We start from the raw sequence: 26,357 nt of genomic DNA, 5'->3' as shown, positions 1-26,357 counted from the left end.
GTCACATAGCTAATATTGAATATGATGATAACATGCTTGAACTGAAACATAACTTTATTTTCGAAGATCAGTCGGTTGCCTGGGGATGTATAGGTAAAGGTCCCGCGCTGGTGCTGATTCACGGCACACCCTTTTCTTCTCAGGTATGGCGACGTATCGCCCCCCTGCTTTCTTCCCATTGGACCGTTTATTACTACGACATGGTGGGCTACGGGCAATCACATAAATCTGACGGGCAGCAGGTTTCACTTGGCGTGCAGGACCGGTTATTGGCCGCACTCCTGAAAGAGTGGAGGCTGACGCGACCCGATATACTTTGCCATGATTTCGGCGGTGCGACGGCGCTACGTGGCTATTTCCTACAAGATCTCCGTTATGCCTCGCTGACGCTGTTTGATGCGGTCGCTATTTCTCCTTGGGGCTCTCCCTTTGTCGCGCATGTCAGAAAACATCAGGATGCCTTCACTGGTCTGCCGCAATATGCTCACGATGCGTTACTCAGCGCTTATTTGCAGGGCGCGGCTTATCAACCGTTATCGGAAGAAGCGCTGAACATTTACATGTCGCCGTGGCAGGGAGAAGTCGGGCAAGCCGCGTTCTATCGGCAAATAGCCCAGATGGATCAATGCTATACCGATGACATTGAGCCCTTGATCAATAAACTTGATTGTCCGGTGAACATATTATGGGGCGAGCAGGATGAGTGGATACCACTTGAGATCGGTAAGCATCTGGCGCATCGACTCGGCGATGCGCCATTGCAGATCGTCAAAAACGCAGGGCATCTTGTTCAGGAGGATGCTCCCGAAGCCATCGTTCAATCTATGTATTCCTTGCTGCTAAAACGGGTGGGAACACCATCCTCACAATAAGGCGGCATGAATGAGCAACAGTGACCATATTCTCGAACGCTTACTCTTCACGATCCATAACCGGCTAGTTTCGATACCCGTAGCTTCGCATTTACGTAAAGATGTCGTCTCAATCGTCAACGACTGGCCTTCTCGACCAGAAAAAAACACGCATCCGAGTACCTCTGTGCATCTACCCGCGGTTGATTATCTCGAACAAGCGTTGAAAATCGGAGAAGCATCGGGAGACAGAGAAATATGCTCAATGATCAGGTTATTAGCCCCAGAATTAAGCTGGAACTTTGATTATATCCCTCATCCCAAGTTTACGTCTCTGAGCGAAAAAATCGCCTTTACACAATTCGTCGGACCTGAAGATCTCTGGGTATCTTCTCATTTAGCGGTAGGGTTGACGCTGATTGCGCCAGAAACCCATTATCCAGCGCATTGCCACCCCGCAACAGAGATTTACCTTCCTCTGGCTGGCACTGGTTTGTGGTCGATGGAGAATGAAGATTATTTTCCGCGTCACCCCGGTGAGTTAATTTTTCACCGTAGTAGAGCTACACATGCGACTCAGGCACAAGAAGAGCCGGTCCTCGCGTTATACATTTGGCACGGAGATATCCGTTCGCCTTCTGAATGGTTACCTGAACTATACACATAGCCGTAAATTGCAGGTTATCGCCTGCAATTTACGGCATAAGAAAATAAAGAATTATTTTTTCTTCATTTCAATACTTTTCATTTCATCTTTACTTAACCCATGCATTGAACTGCTAATAACACAATTATATGTTTCATTTTTATTAATAATCATGAAAGTGCTTACAGGGTTTTTCATTTGTTTATCAACAGAGAAAATAATATAAGAGTCAGGTAAGACGCTCGGACGAAATGCGCCAAATGAATAACTATCAGATAGACCCAATGCTGATAAATCGGCAGTCAATTCCATTGGCTGTGTACTGTGAGGTGAAGGGAACATAGACTTCGCTGACATCATCATTGATTGGGTATTAATGTTGTATTCTGTTGTGACTTTCATACCCACATATTTGGATTCAGGCATATTCAGCTGTTTCTCACACATTGCATCGTGCTGCGGGCTAGATGTTCCATTTTGTAGGACGGCATGAATATGTTTTAATTCAACTTGTTCTTTTCCGGTATGCGCTTTTGTCATGTCATCGGCCTGAGCAAACCCACTCATCACCAAAGCCGCTGTTGCTACAACGTGTAAAATAGAGCGATTCATTGAATTCATTTTTTCCATCCTCTTTTATCTACAGGGAAACCATGTGCTCCATGATAACAATCCGTTATTTATTAAATAAATAACTGGAATGCTTCATGAAATTTAAATGATATTTCCCAGAAAAAATAGAATAGAAAAAAACCACTGAAAAAAGGCAATCGTAATCAGCTTGATTTTACATGATGTGATTTTTATAAATTCATTCTGGTTATAAACATAGTCAAATTTCGATATTACGTCAAAATCAAATCAACGCAAAAATAAAATAAAAACAAACATCATAATAAATATAATCAAGCTAAGCATTTAATGAATTTATTTATCTACAATATCAACGATCAAGGCGTAGCTCGAATGTGCCGACAAGGATATTCATAAAGTCGAAAATGGGTCTACCGCCATGCGATTTAGCGTACGATCTGGTTTCTACACAACGGAAAATGCAAAACAGAAAAAGAGCTACAGGTTTATACACAGTAAGGGAAACGATGGTGCAATTAAAAGAGAGACGAAGAGATTGGAGCGGGAAACGAGACTCGAACTCGCGACCCCGACCTTGGCAAGGTCGTGCTCTACCAACTGAGCTATTCCCGCATATCGGACAGACAATAACAGGCGTTACGTCTGATTACTGCACACCGCTTGTATGGTGACAAACAGTGATAAAATTTGGAGCGGGAAACGAGTCTGAAATCCACCCGTTATCTCTTTGTTTTAGAAAGAATTTCCCGACATCCCTAGATAGGATGGACAGCATTATGGACTAGAACTTAAATCTTGGCAAGTCGGAACCTGAATTTTTTCCATACAGCGTCGTACATGTACAACAACATCCACCGAACATAGACAAGAAGGCTTCACAAAGCCTTTCAGATAAGGGCTCCAAGCCATAGCCCCGTCAAGTGACAATGCTGCAACCTACCAGGGGCAGCTTGGAAAGCCGAAATATCCTACGCTAAGCGCGTTATTTGTTCTTGGTTCAATCGACGAATCACACCTAAAAAACGTTACGCAGTCATGTAGTATATAGCTTCGGCACCGAGACAATGTACTGCATGCCCTTATGGCGATCTAACTCATGACATTTAGGTTATGACCGTTATGCCCATGACAAATAGGTGATAACATTAGGGACTTTCAGGGAGGATTTGCCCTATGACATTTGGGTAACCGAGTGAGCAAGCGCATCGACAAGCATGACCCTGCCGCTGTAGGTCCGGTTATAGTTGCGGGGGACCAGTACTGGCCTTTGCCTGTCCCAATCTTTACCGGCTCATCTTCGAGCCAGGTGTTTAGCCCCTACAGCTCGGGTATCTGAAGTGCGAAGAGGTAGACAAACGGTTTCACCAGCGAACCTATCTGCCAGTTGGAGTCTTTTGCGCCGTTGAATCCGTTGTAGTCAACGTTGCGATCACCGACAATCGCTGAAATATTGCCGCTCTGACTCTCAGCCACAATCAGCGCCACCTGCAGGTCTTGATTACCGGATTTTTTCGCGAGCTAGGGGACGGTTTCTGTCACGGTCTTTTCGGCATAGTCCTGCGCAACAGGATCAAAGATTGAAAAAATGCGGGCTCCTGAAAGGCCGTTCATATCCAGCTCCTTGCTGTTACGTATTTCTTTCTTCAGCAGGCTCATGAATACCGGATGCTGGATAAAAACGGTGCCTTTCTGCTGTACGCGCAGTTCACTTTTCAGAGCAAGTTGACGCGCCTTTTCATAAATGGCGGCTGCTGCTTGGGCAGCCCCCAGAACGACTTTACGCCGTGCAAGGGCGTTTTCAGGGATTGTAAAGCGAAGCGCCTTTCGCCATGCCGATCAGCATGGCCTGCTGCGCCAGCGTCAGCGCGTTCACCTGCTGGCCAAAATAGTAGGTGCTGGCAAGAGGGAAGCCGTAAATGCCCTGGGAACCGTCCTGACCGATGTGAACCTCATTCAGATAGAGCTCAAGGATGCGGTCCTTGCTGAATTTTCTCTCAAGAATAAACGCATCAGAATTTCGCGGATCTTCCTGCTGTAGGTTTTGTCCCGCGAAAGAAAAAGGTTTTTGACCACCTGCTGGGTGATGGTGCTGCCGCCCTCAACTGTGCGTCCCGCGCGAAGATTATTGAAAAACGCGCGGGCGATCACAGTCAGATTTATCCCGTGGTGCTGCCAGAAGCTGTGGTCCTCTGTTGCAATGAGCATGCTGATAAGCGTCTCAGAATAGCTGACAAGCGGTCTGAAAATGTGCTGCTCCCCCCCCGCCGAATACATCATTGATACCAGTCGTGGTTCAATTTTGAGCGTGTTTTCGGTGCGGTGATCGCTACCAGCAACAATCGCGCAATTTTTCCGTCCCTGAACGTGACGCGATAGCGGCCGACGCTGCGGCATGATCGGTGTAGGCAAACTCACGCCGGTAAATCACAACCCCGTCCCGCCTTCAGGCTGTACTCATCGGGAGCGTCGGGAGAGGCGCTTTCCTGATATCGCGTGCTTTTCAGTATCCTCACCAGAGTATCTAGGGAAAGCGAATCGCCCTGACTCAGTACTCATGACTTGCTGTATACCTGAGCGGGCATATCCCACATGCCGTTACCGAGACGCTGCTCAATATCTTCATCAATCTGTTTTGCCAGTGAAAAAACATACAGGAAACCTATGCCGCCAGCGGCCAGTACCAGAGACAGGAGTATCAGAGGGATAATCTTTGTGGAGCGGGATTTTTTGCGGGGATCGGGTTTCATCGTACCGTTTAACAGTTAAATAATCAGTGCTGGCGCAGCGATAAGCCGTAGCGCCGGGGCTGGTTCGGATATGAAAACCCGGATACAGGTAAGGCGTGTGCCGGTCCTCAGCGCTTTCCTTTCGCAAGGTACTGCTGCATTTCTTTCTCAGGCACCATCCCGCCACCAGTTGCCCAGACCAGATGGGTGGCATCAGCCATAGCGGTCACGGAAAGCCCAAGGCGTTTCTGATAAGAAATATTCGACGTGACATACTGGGGTCCACTCATACCGGCCAGCGCCGAGGGTTCGAGCCGCAGGCCTTCCGTACGGTCCAGCATAGCGAGATAGTCATACATCAACTCATCGCTCAGCGTATAGCAGCCATCGATAAGCTGTTCCATTGCCCGGCCGACAAATCCGGACGCGCGACCGACTGCGAGACCATCTGCTGCAGTCCTGTTATCAATCCCGATGTCCTGTACCGAAATGGCGTCGTGCAGGCCGGTACTCATGCCCAGCAACATGCAGGGCGAGTGCGTGGGCTCTGCAAAAAAGCAGTGCACGTGATCTCCGAAGGCAAGCTTCAGGCCGAACGCAACGCCGCCCGGTCCTCCGCCTACGCCACAGGGCAGGTATACAAACAGGGGATGACTGGCGTCCACGGTAATGCCCTTCGCCTGCAGCTGGCTGCGTAGTCGCAGCCCGGCCACGGAATAGCCGAGGAACAGCGTCCGGGAATTCTCATCATCAATAAAAAAGCAGGCGGGATCGGACTCCGCAGCCTTGCGCCCCAGTTCGACGGCAACGCCGTAATCCTGCTCGTATTCCATGACTTCCACTCCGTGCGAACGGAGTCTATCTTTTTTCCACTGGCGTGCGTCTGCAGACATATGCACGGTCACGTGCAAGCCTAGCCTGGCACTCATGATGCCAATGGAAAGCCCGAGATTGCCCGTAGAGCCGACGGCTATCTTATGCTGGCTGAAAAACTGCTGGAACTCAGAAGAGAGCAGTACGGCATAATCATCCGTCGTGGTGAGCAGGCCGGCTTCGAGAGCCAGTTTTTCAGCGTGGGCCAGTACTTCATAAATGCCGCCCCGCGCCTTTATCGAACCGGAAATAGGAAGATGGCTGTCTTTTTTAATCCAGAGGTTACCCTGTATTGCGCCTGCCTTTTCGAGCTCAGCCTGCATGTGAGGTGCCCGGATCATGTCAGACTCGATGATACCAGCAGTCGCGGCCGTCTCAGGAAAGGCCTTTGCAAGCAGCGGCGCGAAGCGTTGCAGCCGGGCTTCGGCATCCTCAGTATCAGCAATCGTCAGTCCAACGCGCTTAAGGCCTTCTTCAGCCGTTTTGACTCCAGGATTCAGCCAGAATGTAGCGCGCAGGGACTGCAGCTCGGCAACGACAGGCAATGAAAGAATGTCTTTATTGAATTCGGTCATGGTGCACTCTCAACTGTGGTTCGGGTACGTGGGCTACAGTGCGTTTTTTCCCCGCACTCCTTATTCAGACTGAAAAGCGTTTCAGGCAGCGGTGGAGGCGGTTGTAAAACGTCCCTGTTAATCAGTCCATTTTTAAGATTTAAACTTCAGCCCTGCATTGATCGCGAGGGAATAAAGCAAAATCAAAGCGGCAACACCGGTAGCAAGCGTCAGGACGGGCACCAGTGTTAGCAGAAATACAAAGTAGAGGGCCATACTGACAGACCTTTTGTTTGAAATACGCGATTTGTATTCCGGGCGCAATTACATAACACCCCCGGTGCGCTGACAAACGATGGATTTTCATCTTCACATGAACTCATTTAACACAAAGCGCGGCTTCCGATCGGATTTGTACAGATAAAATGGGCATCATTAATTTCTAATATAATCCCATTTATTCATGATGTTATCGGTATAATTTTCAGATAAACGCTGAGCGGAGGTATTGCGAATGGGAAATCGGTTGCATGAAATTAACGGAGGTCAGTTGGACAGGCTTTATACCTTCGAAGTCGCGGCCAGGTGCGCGTCGTTCTCAGAAGCTGCAGCCGAGCTTTCCCTGACGCCGAGTGCGGTCAGTCACCGGATAAACCAGCGTGAAAGAGAGCTGGGAATGAGGTTGCTCAGCCCTTCGCACCGTAAAGTTGAGCTGACCGCAGAAGGTGAGCGAATTTTTGCCGCGATGAGCACATCACTGGACTATTTGAATAAGGATCTGCTAGGCATCAAAAATGAGGGGTCAGCGGGCGTCTGACCGTTTACTGTAGACCATTATTTGCGCAGTCCTGGCTCGGCCGTATCCGCTTATTGATCTGGTGATTTACACGGGGAACGAGGATATCGATTTGCACCGGTATGGGCGTGGATCTGTCTGTAAGCTTTGACGATGCCAGTCACGGCCGTTTTCATCAGGAGCACCTGATGGACGAAATCATTATTCCGGTATGCAGTCCGGAGTATGCCCGGCACTGGCAGCTCGCGGGGCAGCCGGAAAACCTTGCTTCCTGTCATCTGCTTCACGACAGGAAAGCCTGGAGCACCGATTCAGGCGATGACGAATGGAAACTCTGGGCGCAGCATTATGGTGTCGATATTTCCTCAGCGCAGGCTCAGTTCGATCAGGCCGAGCAAGCGGTTGCTCAGGCATAAGTTTGACACAGGTGAACTGATAATGCCCTTTCCGGAATTAGAGTTGAAATGCAGCCAGCGCTACTATATCAGCACGCACGCCGACAGGCGGTGGCCCAAAGTAAAAGCCTTCACCCGATGGCTTAAAGAAACGGCTGACGCAGAGCAAAACAGCTGAAAACTATGTCCGGGACTTAAGCCATGCAATGAATGCCTCGATCTTGGGCCACTGGCGGTTTGAAAGCGTAGAGACATAATAATGCTGCTCGCATTTTTTCGTCATTGCACCAAACGGGGAGACGAGTTCTCCACGATCAAGACGGTTCTGTACGAGACGGCGACGTCCCATTGCCAGCCCAACGTGATTAATAGCTGCAATAACGGCCAGATCTGAACGGTCAAAGCTCATGCCTGCCGCTTCCGGCAGCGTTATGCCAAAGCTGTCCGCCCAGTTGTCCCACTCACCGTGCCCTGAATCACAGCTCCAAGCCTGCCTGTCGTGCAGCAGGGTGCAGAGATTAAGGGCCGCAGGATTATCAGACAGGTTAAACCACCGGGCATAGTCGGGGCTGCAGACCGGCAGAATGGATTCATCCATTAGAAAATGCTGTGCGAGGTTCCCGGGAGTCATGTCATCGTAGTAAATAGCCAGATCGATGCCCCCCTGCTGAAAATTAACGGACTCATTGCCGGTCAGGATATTCAGCGCGATGGCGGGATATTGTCGTGCAAAGTCCCCCAGGGCGGGGACGAGCCAGCACTGCGCGATCGAGGGACGGGAGTAGATAGTAAGGGTGCCTGACAGTTCCTGATTCTTGATATCAAGCAGCTCGCGATTGAGGGCGTCCAGTGAAGCTTTTACCGTCCAGAATACTCTCCTGCCTTCTGTCGTCAGGGAAACTTTGCGGTGGGAGCGCGCAAACAGCTGGATCCCCAGTTCCTGTTCCAGTTGGTTAATCTGGTGACTGATGGCGCTGGGGCTCAGCGAAAGCTCTTCTGCAGCCAGCGCAAACGACTCATGCCGCGCGGCGGTTTCAAACGTATACATACGGGAAAGCTGTGCGCCGGTGAGTGGACGGTTTCTTATCAGCTTTTCAATACCATTCATTACGCCACCTTCCTTTTTTTGAGCAACCACATCATGGCATTACACATGAATAAAATCGCATTATAAGCACTTACTATGATAGTAAATGACAGAGATCACGCCTTTAATGCAATATGACTCACGTTAAAGCAACAATTCATCGTTTGTCAAAGCATGTCATTTTTTATCCAATGACGGGACAATAATCATGTCAGGAAACTATTATGATGACCCCGTTCTGGACTGTAACCGTACTGCTGCTCAGCATAATTATTATTGTGGTCACCATCGTTAAATACCGGCTGCACCCCTTCCTTGCGCTTCTGTTGGCAAGCTTCTTTGTCGGCACGCTGACGGGAATGGATCCCCGGAATATGGTAGCCGCTATCGAAAACGGTATTGGCGGAACGCTGGGCTTTCTCGCGGCAGTGATTGGGCTGGGAACCATCCTGGGAAAAATGATGGAGATATCGGGGGCAGCAGAACGGATTGGCCTCACCCTTGAGAAAAGCCGCTGGCTGTCAGCCGATGTCATTATGGTGCTGGTCGGCCTGATATGCGGTATAACGCTGTTTGTGGAGGTGGGCGTGGTGCTGCTGATCCCGCTGGCATTCTCGGTGGCACGCAAAACAAACGCATCTTTGCTTAAGCTTGCCATTCCGCTTTGTACCGCGCTGATGGCCGTACACTGTGTCGTTCCGCCTCACCCTGCTGCACTTTTCGTCACAAACAAGCTTGGCGCAGATGTCGGTACGGTGATCGTTTACGGTTTACTCGTCGGCCTGGCGGCCTCGCTGGTCGGTGGATGCCTGTTCCTGAGGTTTCTTGGAAAAAAAGTCCCGTTCAAGCCGGTGCCAGAGGCATTTTCTGGCCTCGTCCTGCGCGAAGAGCACACGCTCCCTTCGCTAAGCACATCGCTTTTTGCGGTGATGCTGCCCATCGGATTGATGCTGATTAAAACCCTTGCCGAAATTTATCTTCCGGCTGAAGGTGGTGCAATGCGCATCATGTCCTTCATTGGGAATCCTATCACCGCCCTGTTTATTGCTGTACTTGTGGCTTACTACACGCTTGGCCTGCGTCGCAACGAGAGTATGGGAACGTTGCTGACCAGTACAGAAAACTGCTTCGGCTCAATCGCAAATATTCTGTTAATCATCGGGGCAGGAGGCGCTTTTAACGGTGTTCTCAAAGAGAGCGGTCTTGCACAAGCGCTTGCTGATATTCTTTCAAACCTTCATATGCACCCGTTAGTGCTGGCCTGGTTAATTGCGCTGATTCTTCACGCGGCCGTAGGATCGGCAACCGTTGCCATGATGGGGGCAACCGGCATCGTGGGCCCCATGCTGCCAATGTACCCTGGCGTGAGCCCTGAAATTATGGCGATAGCCATCGGATCAGGCGCGATTGGCTGCACTATCGTTACTGACTCATTATTCTGGCTTGTTAAACAATATTGTGGCGCAACGCTCAGTGAAACGTTCCGTTACTATACCTCGGCCACGCTTATTGCATCAGTAGTAGCGCTGGGATGTACGCTTCTGCTTTCGTACGTTATCTAAGGTAGAGAATTTTATGCCCAGCTGTTCTCAAATTAATTACCAGATGTCTGCTTATGGCTGTGAGTTCAACCGATGGATGCAACACACTTATTGAACCGCTCTGCGGGTGGTTCATAGTCTAGCGTTTTTCTCGGTCTTTCGTTGAGCTGTCTGGCAACACTGATAAGTCTTTGCTGGCTGTGAACTGATAAGTCAGTTCCTTTTGGAAAATATTGTCTGAGCAATCTGTTCGTATTTTCATTTGAGCCACGTTGCTAGGGAGATTGAGGATCGCAGAAATAAATCTGAATGTCTGTCGCTATAGTAAATCTCTGGGGGGAGAGGCCGCATCGAAAGGTCATTATTTATGCTGGACTGGTTCCGAGATCCTTCACTGCGTCGACGAGTTCAGGCAGGGTTGAATAAAGGTGAGGCACACAATGCCCTTGCGCGAAGCGTCTTTATGCACCGATTGGGGGAAATCAAAGATCGGGGCTTGGAAAACCAAGGCTAGCGGTCTGACATTGCTGACTGCGGCGATCCCACTGTGGAATACTGTATATATAGAAAGAGCCATAGATTCTCTGAAGCGAAAAGGACTCCCGGTAAATAAAGAATTTATTGCTCATCTGTCCCTACTGGGATGGGAGTACATAAATCTGAGCGGGGATTACGTCTGGCGAACAAACCTCAAGCTGGGACAGGGTAAATACCGGACAGTTACGCTTAGTGGATAGTAGTCTGTACAAAAAGCAGGCTTCGCGTAGGATATTTTCCGTTTTCCAAGCGGCCCCAACCACAAGCAAGCGCCAGATCTCATCAGTTCCCCCCACTACATCCAGAGACAGAAACACGCAATGTGTGAACAAAACCCCATAAGAAGCAGCCTTAGCATTAGCGATGCTTCACAGCCGGGTTGATCTGCTCGTTTTCCACACCTGCCCTAAGAAAAACTCGGCTCAGCAAGCTATTGAAATGCCCTACACCCTCACAACCAATTGAGGCTGCATTTCAGCGTGGAGTGCCCCACAAAAGACAGCCAAAATACATGAATGAGTCCTATTCGCGTGGCGGAACCTTCCTAAAGGAATCAATACCCAATGGAAAGAAAGGAGTATGAAAATATGAGGATACGCTACCTGCGGTATTTCCTGATCGTTGCAGAAGAACAAAGTTTCACCCGAGCTGCAGCCAGAGTTCATATCGAACCATCACCTTTATCACGAGCCATCAAGGAACTGGAGAGCCATCTGGGGGTACAACTGCTTCATCGGTCCAAAGGACGTATCAGGCTGACCTGGCCAGGCGAAGTGTTTCGTGAAGAGGCTCAACGCATCATTGCCTTTATAGAGAACGCTCAAACACGGGTTAACTCAGCCTCGCAAGGCTACCGTGGTCGGCTGCGTATTGGACTTGCAGACAGCCTGGCTCCACCAAGGCTGACAAAACTGCTCGCTCGTTGTCGTGAGGAGGAACCTAGCACCGAGATTAGGATCACGGAAATGACCGTCAGCGAGATGTTACTTGCAATCAGTCACGATCAAATCGATGTTGGTTTTACTGTCGATAATTCAATCATACCGGGGTATCTCAAAGAGGTTGTATGGACTGAGCGCCCAGCCATTGCAATCCCAACTCATCACCCGTTACTCTCACAAGAAAAAATCTCTGACGCCGAGATACTTCGCTATCCGCTAGTGCTTTGCCACCCCGAACAGTGCACTGGTGGATATAACCTGACTCGACATTTGTTCAGCAATCCGTCACTCCCTACACCAAACATTGCCGAATATGTTTCAGGGCATGAGCCCATGATCATGTTAGTTGCAGCAGGCTATGGAATCGGTCTCGGGCTGGCATCCCAAATTGCTCTCTATAACCATCCAAATGTCATTATCCGCGAAGTAGCAGACAATATTCCCAGCACAGCTACGTTTGTCGTAACAGCAGAAAGAGAACGCTCAGCAGAGCTGGTTCGATTTATCAACCGGGCTATCGCAATCGGAGAAATGCCAACTTTGCCGCACGCCCCACCGACCCGAACACTGTGACACCACAATGAAACAAAAGGACTGTTTTTGTCACTTTCATGACAAAAAACAGTCCTTCTATTGCATAAAAATCCTTGCCACACAGCTTTAGTGAACGAACCCGTATAGCTCCCAGGGCTTGAAGCGCGTGTCAACATCCAACAAAAATCAATCTCAGACATTTTTCGTCTACAGACAAACAACAACCAAAATATTTTGGCTGCTCATTTTTACTCATTGAAAGGTTTGATCAGATGCATGCTTTATTGGTCGGAAGTGATAACCAATATTGTCACTTTTGGGGCAAGCAGGTATTGGCTTAAATCAAATGTCGTGCTTGTTGCGACAAGAAAGCGGTGACCCGCTCGTCCCTATTGTTTGATGTGGCTTATCGATGGTGTCTATTTAATGGCAGTCACCCTCAATAAGCGCTACCAAGCATTAAGGAGTGACTGTCATGTTCCAACAGAACACTGTTCCCGTTCCAGAGCGTCGCATCCTGCGCCGAGCTGAAGTTGAAGCCAAAACCGGCTTTAAAAGAGCCCATATTTATAACTTGATGAAAGAGGGAAAGTTTCCCAAGGCGCTGCGTCTTGGCGTGCGCGCCGTGGGATGGGACTCTGCCGAAATTGATCAGTGGATCACTGATCGCCTCAAAGAACGAGCCTGACTGCTCCCAGTCGCCAATTACCAGGAGCAGACCATGCAAGTGATTTCTGTTATTTCAACAAAAGGTGGCGTGGGTAAAACAACCATTGCTGCCAACCTAGGAAGTTTCGTTGCCGATGCCGGATTCCGCGTACTCCTACTCGATCTGGACATGCAACCCACACTGTCCTCTTACTATGAGTTGAGCAACCATGCCGCTGGCGGCATCTATGAACTACTGGCGTTCAATGAACAGGATCAGGGGAAAATTGTCTCCCGTACCGCCATTGAGCGTCTGGATGTTGTGCTATCCAACGATGAACATCGCCAGTTGCACACACTGCTACTTCACGCTCCAGACGGCAGGCTGAGGCTGCGCAACTTATTGCCTGTGTTCCAGCCACACTACGACCTCGTTGTCATTGACACGCAGGGTGCACGCACAGTCTTGCTGGAGATGGCATTACTGGCATCACAACAGGCCATTTCACCCGTCACGCCAGAAATACTCACTGCCCGTGAGCTACATCGGGGAACCCTGCAACTGGTCGAGGACATCGCACCTTACCGTAATCTGGGCATTACGCCCCCACCTCTACACCTGCTGATCAATCGCGTGCCAGCCGTGTCGTCCAATGCCCGCATGATCCAGAAAACCCTGCGTCTGGTTTTTCAGGAGCAAGCGGGCATCCACATTCTGGACACCGAGATACCAGCAATTGAAGCGTTTCCCCGTGCGGCGACTCGCGGTCTGCCAGCGCATCGTGTTGAGCGTACCAGGCCTTACGGTCGCCAGACCCGCTCTGCGCGAGAAATCATGTGCAGCCTGGCAACCGAATTACTGCCCCAGTGGCGTGAGCAGTTCGCACTGGTCACAGGAAAAACCAGCGGAGGGCATGCCCATGTCAAATGCCCGTGAACTGGCTAAAGGCCACAAGCAGTTACTACCGCTGATTGAATACGCGCTGCAAGAAGGCTGGGAGGTTGTGCGTACCTCTGGTGGGCATCTGAAGTTCACCAAACCGGGCATGCCTCCTATTTTCACCAGTTCTACGGCCAGCGACTACCGCGCCGGACGCAATGCACGCGCCTTGCTCCGACGTACGCAGAACCAGTTTGCCACTGACCAATCCTCTCCTGACAAGGGAGGCCGCCATGCCTGATATTTCCGTACAAGACCTGACCAACAAGCTACTGAGCGAAGGCTTCGCGAGCAAAGCACCGATTACCGGAGTGTTAAGCGCACCTATTGCGGAAACCGCGATGGTTATCACACTCGACGAATTGTCACCCTATGAACTCGATCCACGACTGACCCGCAACCCGCTCTACGACGATATCAAAGCCTCAATACGCGAGCGCGGACTCGACTCCCCGCCTTCCATCACTCAGCGACCAGGGGCAAAGGGCTATATCATTCGCAACGGGGGCAATACCAGACTGTCGATTCTGCGCGAGCTCTGGACTGAGACCAGGGACGAACGCTTTTTCCGCATTCCATGCCTGTTCCGCCCATGGCCGGAACGCGGTGAAATCATCGCATTGACAGGGCATCTGGCTGAGAACGAGCTGCACGGTGGCCTGTCATTTATTGAACGTGCCCTGGGCGTCAATAAAGCACGGGAGCTTTATGAAGAAGAGACCGGGAAATCACTGTCACAGTCAGAGCTGGCCCGCCGCCTCAAGGCCGATGGCTACCCAGTACCCCAGCCCCATATCAGTCGCATGCAAGAGGCCATTCAATACTTGCTTCCGGCCATCCCTACCGTGCTTTATGCCGGGCTGGGAAGGCATCAGGTCGAGCAGTTGACCAGCCTGCGGCGTGCTGCTGAACGGGCCTGGTCCGCTCGCAGCACCAACACGCACCACCACATCGACTTCACCACCTTGTTCCAGGATGTGTTGGTGATGTTCGACAGCACACCGGGCAATTTCAGTGTCCAGCGCGTACAGGATGAGTTGATTGGACAAATGGCCGATCTGCTGGAGATGGAATACGACACGCTGGCATTCGAGATCACCGACACCGATCGGCGTTGGCAGTTACTCAGCAACGAAGCACCATCGGCTGAACCTGGGGCATCTACGCTGCAAGAGAAGACGCCATTACCCGTAACGCCGCCCGGAGTTACATCGGAATCCACGTCGCCCAGGAACATCGAACCATCAACGACCGACAAGGCGTCTGCACAACCGGGATCGCCCCCGTCTGAACCTGTTGGCCGCACCTCACAAGACAAATCTGCGGCAGGAAACGATGAGCATGCCGCGCTACTGCAACAGCATGTTGTTTCTCCTGCTGCCACAACCGAACGGCTGCAGTCGATTCAACGGCTGGTCGCCGGCCATACTGGCGAGACCCTGCCGGACTTCGAACGCAATGTCTTGCAATCCATCCCTATCCAGGCCGATAGCCTGTATCCGATCACCGATATCTGGCACATTGAGGCATCGCTGGATGAACCTTCTCGACTACGCACCCATATTGCGCAGTTTGCCGCAGAAATCGCCCATGAAGTCGGTGCGCAAGATGCTATTGAGCCCTACGAAAATGGCATCGGATTCAGTTGCAAATGCGCCGATGACCGTGTCAACACAGATACGTCAGCATCCATGGTGCTGGCGCTGCTGCACGCCCTGAGCGCCCCCTATCTGCACGCCACACATCCGCTTTCAGATACCGCGTCTTCGATCCGGTTTGGGCTACTCGGGCATTTATTGCAGGGGATACTGGACGCAAGCAATGACGCAAACGATGCACCACAGCGGCTCAATGACAGCGCACTGGTGAAGCTGTTCCGATTGCTACGGCTGACCCGCAGGCTGATCGACATTGAGAACGGCACACAGGATGACGGCGACGTCATTCCCGGATCATGAGGAGCACAGCCATGACCGGTCCACACCCTCTCAATCAGGCTGTCATCGCACAAGCACTGCATGATCTGCGCAATGGTCAATTGCGCAGAGCCAAGTCCATGGGATTTGATGACACTGACCTCGATGCACTGAAACATCCTGCCATGGCAAGTGTGCTGGCCAACGCCAACGTGTCCTGGTGCTCCGTCGTGGTCAACCGCGATGTGCTGCGTCGGCTACTGCATCAGGTCGATGGTGTAACCGAAGAAGTCGCCAGAATTGACCGGCTTCTGCGCCTGGGGGCCAGTACCGAACTTATCAGTAAGTTCTTCGGGCTCACCCATCAGGAAATCGCGTTGCGCCGCAGTGTGATCGGATTGCCAAAAAGGAAAGGCCGCCATCCGGTTCTGACCGAAGAGCAGGATACCAATCTGTGGCACAGCTGGTCTGCTGCAGTTAAATCACAGAAAGTGGCACTCAATGATGATATGGATATGCTGGGTATCGCAGCAGATCTCGCCGAAGCTACAGATCTGCCTTTGTCCGTTATCTGGAGTGCCATACGCGGATGGATTGATGAAGGACAGACCTGATGGCAGGAGGCCAGCCACGCACGAACGGCCCCATCCGGCTGAATGAGCTGTTCGACCAGGCTTTCTCCCATCTGCAACCGCAATCTGCGAAGCCGGTTCAATCTGCCTCATCGCCTGCGGCAACGGATGGTTTCCTCTTCAGCGGCAATCACCATGACAGTGTGCCACGGGCACTACTGATGGACGGACGGCTGACCCCGCTTGAACGCAACGGCTGGCAAGTTTTCCGGCTGATGCTTGCAGAGGATGGTATTACCGCGATGCCCACGTACGATCAACTCGCCCCCTGGCTTGCCTCCATGCCGTGCGCGGCCAGAGCGTCTCACGAAACGGTCGCACGCACCCTGACGATGCTGCGCCTGACCCGATGGATCAGCCTGGTCAGGCGCAGACGTGATTCACGCACAGGCCGCATTCTGGGCAACCTCTATGTCCTGCACGATGAACCGCTCACTCCCTATGAGGCAATCCAGCTTGACGCCGACTACCTGGCGTTGGTCAGCCAGTCTCTGGTCCATGCCAGCAAGTCTGTCCAACGTGTCGGTGTGTATACGCTACAGGAGATGTCCCAGGATTCGATGCTCAGCGGCCAGGTACTGCCAACCCGATTGCAGGTGCTGACACAGCGTCTGGCCGCACAGGGCTGGCGCATGGATTCACGTTACCCACAGGATATGAACGATCACGATTCCGAAGAAGGGATAACGCCCCCTCTTCGGAATAATGGCGACCTGACTTCGGATTCCAAATCAGGCCTGAGCGCCAGCAAAATCAACCCACTTCGGAATCCGAAGAACATCAGTACAGTACATATAAAAGAAAATAATAAAAAAGTACTTACAGTACCGCGTGCGCAAGAACTTGGGATGCTGCATTTCCCGGAGCGCTTTATGGCACTCAAGGCTGAGCAGCAATCCGGTGCGCTGGCCGCATTGCAGTCGGTTGAGCCCAGTTTGCACCAATCCGTCCTTGACGAATGGGATGCCCGCTGCACGACAACCACCATTCGCAACCCCGCAGGCTATCTGTTTGGCATCATCCAGAAAGCCCTGCGCGGTGATTTCCGAGCCTGGGCTGGGCAGAAGGACAACACACAAACAACGCCCGCCACCAAACCACGTGAAGCCCCCATCCCACCGCAGCCGCCTGCGGCGAACAGAGATGTCGCACTGGCCCATCTGGCACGACTGCGCAAATTGCTGGATGCCCCCTGAGTCGGCCTATCCATCACCATCCATGGTTGTCTATACCCTGGGTATAGCTGCACACACAGCCTTCCAGATGAGACGCACACGACTCACACAAAAATAGCCATATATCGTCCACTGACGTCCACCGTCGCCTATACCCCGGGTATAGCTGCACACACAACCTTCCCTCGCAGGCAGTCAGGCGCTTCGCAAAACAGGCTGACCAGCAGTGCGGTTTCATGACTGACGGCCTTCCTGTTACAGCCGAAGCTGGCGACTCGTTTCACTACCGAGAGTCATCACCATGTCCAACGAAAACAATGCCACCGAATCCTTGCAATTGAACCTGGGGTCATTGCGCAGTGCGATGTCACTGACCCTGCATACCCACCACGCGTCGCGTATCTGGCACGGACGCGCAGCCGCAGAAGGAAAACCCGGCATCGTCGGCCTGAACGGATTTGTCTCCATCATGAACAAGCTCAAGCGCGGTGCCGAGCAGGACGATCCCTACTCCGACTGGTGGATGCTGCGCATTGAAGACAAGCTGTCGCTCACCAAAGAACAGCTCCAGAACTTGCGCCAACAAGTGGATCAAGCACTGGCTGACGTACCACCCGCGCTGAGTATTGGTGAAAACATGAATGTGCAACCCGTCAAGCTGCCGCTATTCGTCTCCTCGCAACTGGGCTTTATGGCGGTCTATTTACTGGCCGACTACGACGATCTTGCCCGCCGCCTGATCCTGGCCCACCACACCGCACTGATTGACCGCTCAACCCTTGAACGCTGGCTCAACGACGGAGCCCATGCCCTGCGCAGTCTCTTCAGTCTGGCGCAGCAATACCGCTACTCCGGCACCCGGCGCGACGACTTTGCTGCCAACAATGCCGCAGCCCGTGCCGCAGTGGAAAAATACGGAGAACTGCCGCAGGACGTGCTCGAAGGCACGCGTCGTTCACGCTTCGCACCACCCTTGATCCGGCGTGGACAAACGAACATGGCGCATTCAGGCACCACACATCAAACACCCTCACACGCAGACGAACCTGCTGATGTCCATGCCAACACCAGTGGAAACCCAACTGAAGAGGCACAGGATAGCGAGGATGACCACGCATGAGCGCATCGACACGTTTCACCCTGCTGGAACAGACCGCCTTCCAGCAGTTGGGACATGCAGGCTACCTAAAAGGCCTTTTAAAACCTTTTAAAGGTAAAGGGGCACTCGAAGTCTGGGCCAGCCAATGCGAGGCACTGCGCGACAACCTGATCGTGCTGGCGCAACGACAGGTTCTGGCACAGGCACGCAGCCATCCCTTCAACCTGCTACCCACGCAACTGGCCCAGCAAACCACTGGCGCAGGCACCACCTTTCTGCGCTGGCGCAACCTCGATCGCAGCAGTATGGGCGTAGCCCTGTGGCAGAAGATGATGGCCAATCCGGCTACGCCACCCGGACTCATCGGCGATTTACACGCAATAGAAGTCCAGCGTGCCGTGCTGAACATGCAGATTAGCCTGTTGCACACACTCGCACGCCAGGCCAGGGACTGCGCCAGCAAAGTGGCCCATGCCGACGATATTTATCTGCGCCGGACAGGCCATCAGGCAGATCTAAACCAGCCCCATACAGGGGGAGACCACATGAAACATCAGGCATCGGCACAACACCGTTGACGGTTTCAACCGGCATTGTCTTTCCAATACGGGCATTTCACATCAAACAGGAGTCATAGACATGAGTACACATTTCAGTGGCGAGGGAAATATCGGCTCTGCGCCAGAATTCCACGAGTACCCCAACGGCAACGAAGAACCACGTCGGGTGTTGCGTCTGAACGTCTACTTCGACAACCCCGTCCCCGGCAAGAGCGGTGCCTTTGAAGATCGTGGCGGTTTCTGGCGGCCAGTTGACTGGTGGCATCGTGATGCGGAGCAATTCTCTGGACTGTTCCAGAAAGGCATGCGGGTCGTGGTTGGCGGACGTGTGGAGCGCGACGACTGGGCCGATGAGAACAACAACCCGCGCACGACTTACCGGGTCAATGCACGCAGCGTTGGCATCCTCCCTTACCGAATCGAGGCCATCACCCTGAGCCCCAAGTCAGGGCCAGCAGATCCGGGGCCACAGACCGAGTAACACATCGCACTTCGTGACGATCCCAGAAAGTGGTCGTCCCCTATTCCACTGACGTCTACTGCGTTTCGCGCGCGCCAGCGCAAGAAGCTGACTGCATAAGCGAGCCGCGCCCAGTATAGACATTTCCCGGGGCAGAAGCCGCCGTAGTCGTACTCTTGAAACACCTTGAGGCTGAACGACGATGGTGATTCATTAACCAAAGATTGGCATAATTGTTCAATTCACCATTTCCGGTAGCCATTATGATAAGTCAGCGTACACGACACTCTCTTGCCCAGTTTTTGGCAATACAGGACATCTCTGTCTCTATCGCCCTTTTGGGCAAGAACAATGTTGACCATCAGAATCTATATTCACAACAATTACTGCTTAATCTGATTCACGCCTTTCAAAATATGAGTGACGCGATTCTGTTATCGATATTGCAGGAAATCATTGCAACAACAAAAAATCTACGAGCAGCTATATCACCCAAGGTCCTCTTCGACGAACGAATGCATGATCTCAGCCAATGTCTCGTGCTTGATGGCTACATCATCCATGATCAACAATTGACTCAAGGTGATCCCTCCATTGCCGATGCATCCCCAATGGAAGACGACCTGATGGAAGCACTACGACAATGTGGTTTACCACGCTGGGAAGACATCATCGCCAAAATCAGAGATTCCGATCAGCGCTTTCGCTCCTCTCCTCCTGACTACAACGCATCACTGACCAATGCTCGTATCGCACTGGAAACTCTGGCAGTCGATATTGCAGCCGAAGTTGCAGAAGGAATGGAGCCAACACCAACCTATAATGCAGCCAAATGGGGCGAGGTTCTCCGTTTCCTGCGTGAAAGTGCAGAAATCACTTTAGAAGAAGAAAAAGGGCTGGCAGGTGTATTCAGCTTCCTGAGTCCCGGAGCCCATCGCCCAGTTGGTATACCAGAAAACCAGATGACCCGACTGGGTCGATCCTTCGCACTAAACATGTGCTGGTTTTTGTTGCAAAATAGGCTTACCCGCCGCTAGCTCTGCGTTGCAACTACCCGCACATCATCCACCTCTTGTGCGGGCTCCTGTGCCCGCCAGATCACATACAGTTCGTTGACTAGGTTCACCCCCTCTTCGTAGGCGTAGAAATTCGTGGTTATCTGACGCGGCTCAGTTCGCCAATCCTCTCCAGCATCCTCAGTGTCATAGCGATACATCCTACGAGAACGGCCGATATAGCGCGTCTTGATGTCATCCTCGATATCCTTGCGATTTGACATCAGGTGCATGCCGGTCGGAGACGGAAACGCGACCATGACACATCCAGCATCCTGAGCGATGCGTATGGCTGCATCAAAGTAGCCATCCACAATCGATGACACACTGTGGGCAGCAAACACATCCCCGATCGGATTAATGGCACGGATCACCAATGTAAATCCCGCTTTATCAAAGCTCCCTATCCGCTCGAAATACAACAATGCCATTCCGGCAATGCGCTTATCGCCTGGTGCAAACACAAGCATGTGTACATGTCGGGACTCCTCCCACATCCGCGTATTGTTCCCGGTACAAATACCAGCTGACATCTTGGCAAAGAACGCCGCGGGTGATTTAGAAACGCAGGCAACCATCTGGCTACCCGTCTGACTCTCCCCCTCATGAACCACGCGCCTGCGCTGTAACTCACTCCAGCGTCCAAATTTTTTTAAAACCAATACCCTAGTTCGAGCTATCGCCTCTGACAGTCGTTGATCAGGAGCACCTTCGTCTATCTGCCAGCGAGCATCAAGACGCGAGCCCAGCACCGCCACAGCGCTACTGCTCAATCCAGCAACGAAGGGCGCAATGTGGACATCCAGAGCATCGCCGATATCCACATCAAACAACGCACGCAGTGAATCCAATAGCAGAACGATCTCCGAGCCCGCCTGTGCCATTGTCCTTAGCCTTTCCTCTCCTTCTTTAAGCCACACAGCAACATTTTCATCGGCATGACAGATAGCTAGCAACACGCCAAGATGTGGTGCCAACGACCAAACATCGGCAGCACTATCTCCCAAACGCTTTGGACTCAAATGCCGGCAAGCCTCATGCTCATCTTGTGCAATGCAAGACGAGAAGCGAGCAGCAAATACCAATGCTCTAGCAAGTGCATCAAGCCCTCGCGAATCGACATCACCTTCTACCTGTAACTCAGTGCGCATCCACGTCATTGGATAGCTTGCTTCCAGCAAGCTAGAAGGTACATCCGTCTCCCGCGACTGCAGACATGGCCAAAGCTGGCGAATGGTAGAAGCACTGGTGCGATACACCAGGGCAACAAGCTCGGCTTGCTGTTGGCTTAATGTCACTGTTGAAGGCCCACGGCCAGCAAGCAGATCATTCAGCAGTAACCGCAAGCTATCAACCTCTCCCTCAAGCTGAACAAGTGGTGCTTCAAGGTATGGCATCAGGCTATCCAGAAGCACACCATCGGTCAGCCCCAGCATGCGCTTTATACAAGGAGCAAAACGCTCTACCAGCTCATGGCGAAGGTCACTGCTGCATTGCAGGTAACTCGTCTTCTGCTCATCCTCGGCCTGATAGGGATAGCGGCCTATCTTCTGCTCCACATAATGGCTTAGCAACGATTCTACACAAGTGCGATTGCCTGCCATCAGCGTGAAGTCACAACGGGTAAAGGCATCATCCAACAGCACACGCTTGATGGCGTCGATCCCTACCCCAAGGTGTACATCCTTGATACCAGGTGCATAGTTGTAAAACCACTTCAGTAGGACAGGTAGCCCGACAAGTCCGCGATCTTCACGTAGATAGGACAGCAGCGTAGTGCCGAGGGAGGCCACCTTGGTCACCTGGCGCAAGTGCGCAAACGTCTGCAATTCCCCTGACTGCTGCATGTATTCAAAGGCGTCCGCATACCCGCCAGAGGCTGCTCTTTGCAGCCATTTGGCCACGGTTGACGGCGTCTGTCCTACGCCCGGCAAGGCCGCAATAGCCAGCCAACGCGACAGCGATTCTGCTCTAAGCTGCCGATAACTGCCCTGAAAGGCCAGTACGGCAGCGGCAGTTGAAAATCCATATTCCTGCAGCACCTGCAAGTAAGCTGACAAATCCAGCTCCAGCAGCAGGTAATCCTCGGCGCTAGCCAATTGCTCGAAGGTAAAAAGCCAAGGTGCCGACAGCAACACATTGAGTCTGGCAGTGACCGGAGTGAGATCATCCATCTCACCCGTTTCCAGTATCAATTTTTGGCAAGCAACCAACCCATCAATATCAGCTCCGGCCGTCAGCAATGCCAGGGCGAACTCAGCACTGCAAGTCTGATGGCCCCCCAGTAAACGATCAAAGCGCACCAGATCGACAGCACGGCGGATCTTGAGTACCTGCAGCAGAAAGCGCCAACGCTGCGGTTGAGTAAACAACACATGCCGTGCCATGTGCTCAAAAAGCACCCCGAGCCCCTCGCTATCACAGTCCAGTTGTTCGAGATTCTCAGTCAGCCACTCAACATTTCGATGCGATAGGTCGACATCCACCTGACGGGCAATTTTCTCGGCTGGGACACCCGCTTTGCGCAACAGCACTACCAATTCCTTGAAGCGTAGCTGTTCTTCCAATGACGGTTGCTCGTAACGACTCAACCAACTTGGACGCTCAGGAAGCCAGGAGAGATCCTCCACTCGCTGGACGATCCCTTGTCGCACCAACGTCAGAACTCGTGCGCCATTAACCTGCCGCCCGGGCAATACTGCATGGGATTTATCCATCTGCAATTTTTGCTGAACGCCCAAACAGCAATATGACTGCATCCAGTCTATATCCAGCTCTCGCATGCCTCGGAACGCCTCGAATGTATTGGGCAGTTCCAGTTTGCGCATGACGAAATCAAACGATCGGCTGTAGTAATGGCTATCTGTGAGTGTCCGCTTCACATGTACCGAATAGACCAGACTTCTTCCGCAGAACGAACCCGCATAATGAAGAAACTTTCTGGCCCGATGCAGCACCATCGACAACGGCAGAAAGCACATCAGATACTGCCTGATGATTTCAATTTTTGAAGGCCGCAAGGATACGTGGTTTGGGATACGTAATGCTCTGCGCAGATGGGATTCAACAGCCACGTCCTCTGCCAACATCGACTCGCCATAGAAGGCCAAATGTTGCTGGTAAGCAGCGATTGCCTGCCTTAACTCCCGAAGAGGATGCATTGGCTGATTTATATCAACCTGTCGTTTTTCTTCTGCCGCAATTCTAGATAGAATTCGACTTCGAAACTCCCGATAATTATCAGGAGGGATAACCACTAAATTATTCAAACCTTCCCCACTGCGTTGCGCAATAAATCCAGCATACTAAAAACACCAGCATAATACCTGCCTTGCGACACCAATACGTTGGCTCGTAATCCGCATTCTTTATCATTTTAAAATCTCCAGCCGGGAATACTCGACAGCATGATTCACGTGCCGAGAGAATTCCATGAAGCTATTTCTGTGCGAGAAGCCCTCCCAGGGCAAAGATATCGGACGTGTACTGGGGGCTACCCAACGAGGCAAGGGTTGCCTCACCGGTTCAGGTATCACCATAACCTGGTGCATCGGTCATCTCGTTGAAGCAGCACCGCCCGATGCCTATGGCGAGCAGTACAAACGCTGGTCTATCGAGCAATTGCCCATTATCCCTGAGCGCTGGCGCGTCGACGTCAAATCCAAGACCGCCTCGCAGTTCAACGTCGTCAAAGACCTTCTGAGCAAGGCAAGCGAACTGGTCATCGCAACGGATGCTGACAGGGAAGGCGAGTTGATCGCACGTGAGATCATCGAACTGTGCGGTTATCGCGGCCCCATCCAGCGGCTCTGGTTATCGGCATTAAATGACGCGTCGATCCGCAAAGCACTGGCAACGCTCAGGCCATCAAGCGAAACCATGCCGATGTACTTCTCGGCCTTGGCCCGTTCCCGCGCAGACTGGCTGATTGGCATGAATCTCAGTCGCCTGTTCACCGTTATGGGGCGGCAGGCCGGTTACGATGGCGTCCTCTCCGTGGGCCGGGTACAAACCCCAACGCTGAAACTGGTTGTCGATCGCGACCGCGAGATCGCATGCTTTGTCTCTGTACCGTTCTGGGCAGTCGAGACCGTACTATCGAGCGCAGGTCAATCTTTCACTGCAGCCTGGCTTGCACCAGATACAGCAACAGACGATGCCGGCCGCTGCCTGCAGGAGCCCATAGCCCGGCAGGCAGTAGAGCGCATGCGTTCGGCTGGTAGCGCCCAGATCACGTCCGTCGAAACTGAACGCATGCGTGAAGGCCCACCGTTACCCTTCGATCTGGGCACGCTGCAAGAAATCTGCTCAAAACAGTTGGGCCTGGACGTGCAGGAAACCCTGGAAATCGCTCAGGCACTGTACGAAACTCACAAAGCGACGACGTATCCGCGCTCAGACTCCGGCTATCTGCCCGACAGCATGTTCGCCGAGGTGCCCACCGTACTCGACAGTCTTCTCAAAACCGATCCTGGCCTGCGACCGCTCGTTGACAAGCTAGACCGCAACCAGCGCTCACGTGTATGGAACGACAGCAAAGTCACGGCGCACCACGGCATCATTCCCACGCTCGAACCCGCCAACCTTAAGGCAATGAGTGACAAGGAACGGGCAGTCTATATGCTGATCCGTGCCCACTATCTGGCGCAGTTTCTGCCGCAACATGAGTTTGACCGCACCACTGCACGCTTATCCTGTGCGGGTGAAACGCTACAGGCTGTCGGCAAGCAGGTCGTCGTCATCGGGTGGCGGCAGGTACTCGCTGAGCCCAGGCCAGACGATGATGGCGAGACCACTCCGCGCAGCCAGGTTCTGCCAGCGCTGCATGAAGGTTTGTCTTGCCAGACCACTGGAATCGACTGCAAAGCGCTCAAGACATCGCCGCCACGTCCTTATACCCAGGGCGAACTGGTCAAAGCGATGAAGGGCGTTGCTAAATTGGTTGCCGATCCACGCCTGAAGCAAAAGCTGAAGGACACCACGGGTATCGGCACTGAGGCAACTCGCGCCAATATCATCAAAGGATTGCTTGACCGTGGCTACCTGCAGAAGAAAGGCCGTTCGGTACGTGCCTCCGATGCGGCCTTCACACTCATCGACGCCGTTCCCGGTGCCATTGCCGATCCCGGCATGACCGCCATCTGGGAACAGGCGCTGGACATGATCGAAGCCGGTCAGCTCACTCTTGATGTCTTCATCGACAAGCAGTCAGCCTGGATCACGCAGTTGGTACAGCAGTATCGAGGTGCATCGCTGTCTATCAAGGTGCCACAGGGACCTGCATGCCCAGAATGCGGCACCGCTATGCGTCAGCGTACTGGCAAAAGCGGGCCATTCTGGTCTTGCCCTCGCTATCCTGACTGCAAAGGCTCTCAGCCTATCGACAACGGCAAACACAAACGTGCTATGCCGCGCAAACGTAACAGCAGCACACGGGCATCCTGAACCGCCCTGAACCCAAAAGCCATGCCACATCTTCAGTGATGACATGGCTCCCCCCCCCCCGCGCCCATGCGGGAATCCCCGCGCACCAAGCCTTCTACTAAACAGTGCGCACTTCGCTATGCTCAGGCAGCGAGGCAGAGGGCAACTCGTCCACGGATCGCACCAGACGCTTTCCCTCTTCTCCGGTACTTCCGCCTTCCTTGAAGGGTTTCCTGATGCCTTGTTTGAGAGGCCAGACATCAGGAAACCCTTCGGGGATGACGGTATTCGTTGCCGCGCCCAACGGCGAAAAACTGGGCTCCCTTTGTGTGTGGATACATGCCAGAGGATTCCGGCCACAACCACGATAACG

The 26,357-nt window shown here is 52.4% G+C and carries 22 protein-coding genes, 1 tRNA gene and 4 pseudogenes; 17 read left to right on the top strand and 10 right to left on the bottom strand.

Annotated features, from left to right (window positions below):
- The first annotated feature begins 32 nt into the window (after positions 1-32).
- Together CLR69_RS15210 and CLR69_RS15205 are read left to right on the top strand one after the other, a co-directional pair.
- On the top strand, positions 33-872 hold the full coding sequence (locus CLR69_RS15210) for an alpha/beta fold hydrolase (protein ID WP_129712298.1): 840 nt from the start codon (positions 33-35) through the stop codon (positions 870-872).
- A 10-nt stretch (positions 873-882) separates the two neighbouring features.
- Complete coding sequence (locus CLR69_RS15205) at positions 883-1,518, top strand: dimethylsulfonioproprionate lyase family protein (RefSeq protein WP_129707126.1); 636 nt, start codon at positions 883-885, stop codon at positions 1,516-1,518.
- Positions 1,519-1,569: 51 nt separating this feature from the next.
- Here the strand turns inward: CLR69_RS15205 and CLR69_RS15200 are convergent, their stop codons facing one another.
- The 7 genes and pseudogenes from CLR69_RS15200 to CLR69_RS15175 all read right to left on the bottom strand — a co-directional run bounded on the left by CLR69_RS15200 (position 1,570) and on the right by CLR69_RS15175 (position 6,265).
- A complete protein-coding gene (locus CLR69_RS15200) occupies positions 1,570-2,118 on the bottom strand; it encodes a hypothetical protein (protein ID WP_129707128.1) in 549 nt (182 codons plus the stop codon).
- A gap of 509 nt (positions 2,119-2,627) precedes the next feature.
- Positions 2,628-2,703: transfer RNA gene (locus CLR69_RS15195), tRNA-Gly, on the bottom strand.
- A gap of 705 nt (positions 2,704-3,408) precedes the next feature.
- The gene (locus CLR69_RS22920; protein WP_165325039.1) at positions 3,409-3,564 is read right to left on the bottom strand and encodes a hypothetical protein; all 156 of its coding nucleotides are present in this window, start codon (positions 3,562-3,564) and stop codon (positions 3,409-3,411) included.
- A 45-nt stretch (positions 3,565-3,609) separates the two neighbouring features.
- The gene (locus tag CLR69_RS22915; RefSeq protein WP_165345982.1) at positions 3,610-3,747 is read right to left on the bottom strand and encodes a hypothetical protein; all 138 of its coding nucleotides are present in this window, start codon (positions 3,745-3,747) and stop codon (positions 3,610-3,612) included.
- Positions 3,748-3,889: 142 nt separating this feature from the next.
- A pseudogene (locus tag CLR69_RS23445) lies at positions 3,890-4,296 on the bottom strand (transglycosylase domain-containing protein).
- A 347-nt stretch (positions 4,297-4,643) separates the two neighbouring features.
- Entirely contained in the window at positions 4,644-4,838 is a 195-nt protein-coding gene (locus CLR69_RS15180) for a hypothetical protein (RefSeq protein ID WP_129706981.1), read from the bottom strand.
- Positions 4,839-4,945: 107 nt separating this feature from the next.
- The gene (locus tag CLR69_RS15175) at positions 4,946-6,265 is read right to left on the bottom strand and encodes a D-serine ammonia-lyase (RefSeq protein WP_129712299.1); all 1,320 of its coding nucleotides are present in this window, start codon (positions 6,263-6,265) and stop codon (positions 4,946-4,948) included.
- Between the two features lie 493 nt (positions 6,266-6,758).
- Between CLR69_RS15175 and dsdC (CLR69_RS15170) the strand changes: the two are divergent.
- Positions 6,759-7,613: pseudogene (dsdC, locus tag CLR69_RS15170) on the top strand (DNA-binding transcriptional regulator DsdC).
- A gap of 3 nt (positions 7,614-7,616) precedes the next feature.
- Here the strand turns inward: dsdC (CLR69_RS15170) and dsdC (CLR69_RS15165) are convergent.
- Entirely contained in the window at positions 7,617-8,543 is a 927-nt protein-coding gene (gene dsdC / locus CLR69_RS15165) for a DNA-binding transcriptional regulator DsdC (protein ID WP_129706985.1), read from the bottom strand.
- Between the two features lie 203 nt (positions 8,544-8,746).
- Here dsdC (CLR69_RS15165) and dsdX point away from each other — a divergent pair, with 203 nt between their 5' ends.
- Positions 8,747-10,084, top strand: coding sequence for a D-serine transporter DsdX (gene dsdX / locus CLR69_RS15160; RefSeq protein WP_129706987.1), 1,338 nt, complete (start codon positions 8,747-8,749; stop codon positions 10,082-10,084).
- A gap of 65 nt (positions 10,085-10,149) precedes the next feature.
- Here dsdX and CLR69_RS15155 read toward each other — a convergent pair.
- Positions 10,150-10,398, bottom strand: a pseudogene (locus CLR69_RS15155) (IS30 family transposase); the annotation flags it as partial.
- A gap of 8 nt (positions 10,399-10,406) precedes the next feature.
- Between CLR69_RS15155 and CLR69_RS15150 the strand changes: the two are divergent.
- The 12 genes and pseudogenes from CLR69_RS15150 to CLR69_RS15095 form a co-directional block, all read left to right on the top strand.
- A pseudogene (locus CLR69_RS15150) lies at positions 10,407-10,942 on the top strand (Tn3 family transposase); the annotation flags it as partial.
- A gap of 221 nt (positions 10,943-11,163) precedes the next feature.
- Positions 11,164-12,114 carry a LysR family transcriptional regulator gene (locus CLR69_RS15145; protein WP_242451645.1) on the top strand — a complete coding sequence of 317 codons (951 nt, stop codon included), beginning with the start codon at positions 11,164-11,166 and terminating at the stop codon, positions 12,112-12,114.
- Positions 12,115-12,550: 436 nt separating this feature from the next.
- Positions 12,551-12,763 (top strand): AlpA family transcriptional regulator, encoded by a 213-nt coding sequence (locus CLR69_RS15140; RefSeq protein ID WP_039325633.1) that lies wholly within the window; start codon positions 12,551-12,553, stop codon positions 12,761-12,763.
- A 33-nt stretch (positions 12,764-12,796) separates the two neighbouring features.
- Complete coding sequence (locus CLR69_RS15135) at positions 12,797-13,660, top strand: ParA family protein (protein WP_129706989.1); 864 nt, start codon at positions 12,797-12,799, stop codon at positions 13,658-13,660.
- Positions 13,644-13,904, top strand: a complete 261-nt coding sequence (locus tag CLR69_RS15130) for a type II toxin-antitoxin system HicA family toxin (RefSeq protein WP_044202821.1) — start codon at positions 13,644-13,646, stop codon at positions 13,902-13,904. The genes CLR69_RS15135 and CLR69_RS15130 overlap by 17 nt, the downstream gene beginning before the upstream one ends.
- Complete coding sequence (locus tag CLR69_RS15125; protein ID WP_129712300.1) at positions 13,897-15,621, top strand: ParB family protein; 1,725 nt, start codon at positions 13,897-13,899, stop codon at positions 15,619-15,621. The genes CLR69_RS15130 and CLR69_RS15125 overlap by 8 nt, the downstream gene beginning before the upstream one ends.
- Positions 15,622-15,632: 11 nt before the next feature.
- Entirely contained in the window at positions 15,633-16,193 is a 561-nt protein-coding gene (locus CLR69_RS15120) for a DUF2857 domain-containing protein (protein ID WP_103182579.1), read from the top strand.
- Positions 16,193-17,407 (top strand): STY4528 family pathogenicity island replication protein, encoded by a 1,215-nt coding sequence (locus CLR69_RS15115; RefSeq protein WP_129706993.1) that lies wholly within the window; start codon positions 16,193-16,195, stop codon positions 17,405-17,407. Before CLR69_RS15120 ends, CLR69_RS15115 begins: the two co-directional genes overlap by 1 nt.
- A 280-nt stretch (positions 17,408-17,687) precedes the next feature.
- Positions 17,688-18,506 carry a PFL_4669 family integrating conjugative element protein gene (locus tag CLR69_RS15110; protein WP_129706995.1) on the top strand — a complete coding sequence of 273 codons (819 nt, stop codon included), beginning with the start codon at positions 17,688-17,690 and terminating at the stop codon, positions 18,504-18,506.
- Positions 18,503-19,063: a DUF3158 family protein gene (locus CLR69_RS15105; protein WP_129706997.1), complete on the top strand. Its 561-nt coding sequence runs from the start codon at positions 18,503-18,505 to the stop codon at positions 19,061-19,063. The genes CLR69_RS15110 and CLR69_RS15105 overlap by 4 nt, the downstream gene beginning before the upstream one ends.
- Positions 19,064-19,124: 61 nt before the next feature.
- Positions 19,125-19,526, top strand: coding sequence for a single-stranded DNA-binding protein (locus CLR69_RS15100; RefSeq protein WP_129706999.1), 402 nt, complete (start codon positions 19,125-19,127; stop codon positions 19,524-19,526).
- Between the two features lie 242 nt (positions 19,527-19,768).
- A complete protein-coding gene (locus CLR69_RS15095) occupies positions 19,769-20,542 on the top strand; it encodes a hypothetical protein (protein WP_103182583.1) in 774 nt (257 codons plus the stop codon).
- Here the strand turns inward: CLR69_RS15095 and CLR69_RS15090 are convergent.
- Positions 20,539-23,829 carry a hypothetical protein gene (locus tag CLR69_RS15090; protein ID WP_129712301.1) on the bottom strand — a complete coding sequence of 1,097 codons (3,291 nt, stop codon included), beginning with the start codon at positions 23,827-23,829 and terminating at the stop codon, positions 20,539-20,541. The genes CLR69_RS15095 and CLR69_RS15090 overlap by 4 nt on opposite strands.
- 163 nt (positions 23,830-23,992) lie before the next feature.
- Between CLR69_RS15090 and CLR69_RS15085 the strand changes: the two genes are divergently transcribed.
- Positions 23,993-26,005 carry a DNA topoisomerase III gene (locus CLR69_RS15085; protein ID WP_129712302.1) on the top strand — a complete coding sequence of 671 codons (2,013 nt, stop codon included), beginning with the start codon at positions 23,993-23,995 and terminating at the stop codon, positions 26,003-26,005.
- The last annotated feature ends 352 nt before the right edge of the window (positions 26,006-26,357 follow it).

Origin of the sequence: Pectobacterium zantedeschiae (genome assembly GCF_004137795.1) — a bacterium.
Lineage (GTDB): Bacteria > Pseudomonadota > Gammaproteobacteria > Enterobacterales > Enterobacteriaceae > Pectobacterium > Pectobacterium zantedeschiae.
The sequence above is the reverse complement of the archived record's forward strand: the minus strand, read 5'-3'. Positions and strand labels throughout refer to the sequence as shown.